At 63.1% G+C, this 3,122-nt stretch carries 5 protein-coding genes; all 5 read left to right on the plus strand.

Annotated features, from left to right (window positions below; all coding sequences use genetic code 11):
• Window positions 1–156 precede the first annotated feature (156 nt).
• Window positions 157–822, plus strand: a complete 666-nt coding sequence (locus VQ044_RS24360) for an FAD-binding oxidoreductase (protein WP_331827842.1) — start codon at window positions 157–159, stop codon at window positions 820–822.
• Between the two features lie 92 nt (window positions 823–914).
• On the plus strand, window positions 915–1,355 hold the full coding sequence (locus tag VQ044_RS24365) for a CBS domain-containing protein (protein ID WP_327650249.1): 441 nt from the start codon (window positions 915–917) through the stop codon (window positions 1,353–1,355).
• A 23-nt stretch (window positions 1,356–1,378) separates the two neighbouring features.
• Window positions 1,379–1,720, plus strand: coding sequence for a carboxymuconolactone decarboxylase family protein (locus VQ044_RS24370; protein ID WP_327650251.1), 342 nt, complete (start codon window positions 1,379–1,381; stop codon window positions 1,718–1,720).
• A gap of 50 nt (window positions 1,721–1,770) precedes the next feature.
• Window positions 1,771–2,409, plus strand: a complete 639-nt coding sequence (locus VQ044_RS24375; protein WP_327650253.1) for a hypothetical protein — start codon at window positions 1,771–1,773, stop codon at window positions 2,407–2,409.
• Window positions 2,410–2,490: 81 nt separating this feature from the next.
• On the plus strand, window positions 2,491–3,122 hold a 632-nt coding region (locus tag VQ044_RS24380; RefSeq protein WP_331827843.1), incomplete at its 3' end, for a P-loop NTPase.

Here is a 3,122-nt window from a genome sequence, read left to right on the forward strand (position 1 = left end):
CTTAGCGGGGCGCGCTTATCCATGGGATCCTCATGATCTTGCTGCTGATCGTCGCGTTCCGAGGTGGTGGTTGAAGATTACGTCCGTTCGCGCGCACGCTTTAACGGACCCGGTCGGCGGCGGCATCGGTCGGCCTAGAGAAGAAGGAGGCGCCCCATGAAATTTCGAATGACACTGAATCATATCGAGCCGGTTACGCACGATACGCATCATCTGGTTTTCGACCGGCCTGAAGGGTTCGAATACAGCCCGGGCCAAGGAGTGGAACTGCGTCTTCTCAAGGATGGCTGGGAAGACGAGGGCCGCCCCTTTACCCCGGTGACCTTGCCGCATGAGCCGACTTTGGAGTTCGTCATCAAGTCCTATCCCGACCACCATGGCGTGACCGAGCAGATCGGTGTGATGAAAGCGGGCGACGAGGTGGAAATCAAAGGACCGTTCGGCGCGATCTCGGATCAGGGACCGGGCGTGTTTATCGCCGGTGGGGCGGGGATCACACCAATGATCGCGGTGTTGCGCAAACGGTTGCACGACCACGGCACGCTCGCGGGATCGACGCTGGTTTTCGCGAACAAGACCGAGGCCGACATCATCTGGCGCGAAAGGTTCGAGGCAATGAAAGGGCTGAGAACCGTCTTCGTCGTGGACGAGCCTGGCGCCGGCGTACCGCAACAAAGACTTGATCGGGATTACTTGCGTCAGTTCGTCGAAGCAAACCGCCTCTGCTATCTCTGCGGCCCGCCGTCGATGATGGATGAGGCGCGCCAGGCGTTGCACGACCTTGGCATTAAGGACGACCACATTGTCGAAGAGAAGATGTGAATGCCGCGGGATTAACCCGCAGGCGGCGCGGTGACCGGGATTGTGGCGGTGCTTCTTGCCGCGCTGTCCGGGCCGCAAAAAGGAGAAAGAGCATGCTGGTCGCAAAACTCCTGCCTATCGCCCGCGAGCGGATGCCCTGCATCGATATTAGCGCGACGCTTCTGCAGGCAGCGAGGCTTCTGGACGACGGGCGCGACATGCTGCTGGTCTGCGATGCCGAGGGACGGATGGCCGGCGTGCTCACAAAGACGGACGTGGTGCGTCAGACGGGACGCTGCGCGGGCGCCAGCTGCACCGCCCCGGTGGTCGAGGCGATGACCCGTGATGTGATCACGGCGGAGCCCGAGGGCCAGTTGCACGGCGTCTGGGAGGTCATGAAAGCGTGTGGATTCAGGAACATCCCTATCATTGGCAATTCAGGTCGCCCACTGGGCGTGCTGAACGCGCGCGATGTTCTCCAGATCCTGTTGCGGGAAGTCCAGCAGGAGGAGGAACTGCTGCGCGATTACGTGATGAATCTCGGCTATCGCTGAAGGACACGACAGGAGAAAATGCCATGACAGACCAGATCTACCCCACCGACACCGCCGCGCTGGCGCAGCGCCGCAAGGAGCTGACGCCCGGCGCGGAAAAGGCGTTCAAGACGTTCAGTCAGACGGTTTTCGCCGATGGCGCTCTCGATGCAAAGACCAAGCAGTTAATCGCAGTGGCGGTCGCGCATGTCACCCAGTGCCCCTATTGCATCAAGGGCCACACCAAGGCGGCGCTGCGGCACAAGGCGAGCGAGGCCGAGATTATGGAGGCGATCTGGGTGGCCGTCGAGATGCGCGCCGGCGGCGCCTATGCCCATTCGACGCTAGCGCTCGATGAGATGGAGAAGGCGACCGGCAGGGAATGACGGAAGCCGCCAGGACGATTCCGGCGCAAATCAAAAAGGAGGATATCGCGATGACCTGCAAGATCTCCATGCTGGGAACAGCGATCGCGCTAGCGGCGCTGACCGAGGCGAGTGTCGCGGAAGAGAGTGACGCGACCTATGCGGTCGAACTTTCGCCGCTCAATGCCGAGGCAGCGGGCACCGAAGCGCGCGGCACCGGCACTCTCACCGTCTCGGGCGACACACTGACTGTCCGAGTCGATGCCAAGGGTACGTCCCCGAACATCATGCATCTTCAGCATTTCCACGTCTTTACCGAAGGCGACGCGGCATCCGCCTGCCCGACGGCGGACAGCGACACCAACGGCGACGGCATCATCGACCTGATCGAGACCGAGCCGGGTGCCGGCATCACCATGGTCCCGTTCCACGCCGATCCGCCCAGCATGGAGATCGTCGCCGACAGCTATCCCGTCGCCGATGCGCAGGGCACCTACGCTTACGAGCAGAGCGTGTCGCTGTCGTCGCTCAAATCCGCGTTCGCGGAGAAATTCCCCGGCCAGCAGCTCGACCTCGAGCAGCGGGTGCTCTTCCTGCATGGCGTGCCCGAGGGAATCGAACTGCCCGAAACCGTCCAGTCGCTCGGCGATGTTCCGGCGCAGACCACGCTGCCGATCGCCTGCGGCGAAATCCGCCAGTCCGACAGCTGATCGGGCGTCCGGCCGGCTCGGCACTCGTGGCGACGCCCGAACGCGGGTGCCTCTGACACGAACTGACAGGAGGTGAAATCCTTGAACGACCGCAACCAGTTGTCCAGTGCTCCCGCTTCTGCGCCCGAGCCCCTGGCGCATCTTGGCCGCCTCATCGCCATTGCCAGCGGCAAGGGTGGTGTCGGCAAGTCCACCGTGACCGCCAATCTTGCGGTCATGCTGGCGCGGCGGGGGCTTCGCGTGGGGCTGGTGGACGCTGATCTCTATGGACCGTCGATCCCCGGCATGCTGGGGATACCCGGCGATCAGCCGCCGGCCATGTCACCCGAAAGAAAGGTGATCCCGGCGGAAGCGTATGACGTAAAGGTGATCTCGATGGGGATGCTGACCGGCGACGATAAGCCGGCGATCCTGCGCGGGCCCATGGTGACGAAGTATCTCCGAATGTTCGTGACGCAGGTGGATTGGGGCGAGCTGGACGTGCTGCTGCTCGACTTGCCGCCTGGCACCGGCGACACGCAACTGACGCTGGCGCAGACGTTTCCGCTCGCGGGCGCCATCGTCGTGTCGACGCCGCAGGATGTCAGTCTCAAGATCGCGCGGCGCGGCCTGCGGATGCTGGAGCAGGTGAACGTGCCGATCCTGGGGATCGTCGAGAACATGAGCGGCTTTACCTGCCCCTCCTGCGGGGAGGTCACGCACATCTTCCGTCA

Origin of the sequence: Aurantimonas sp. C2-5-R2 (genome assembly GCF_036549495.1) — a bacterium.
GTDB classification, from domain to species: Bacteria; Pseudomonadota; Alphaproteobacteria; order Rhizobiales; family Rhizobiaceae; genus Aurantimonas; species Aurantimonas coralicida_A.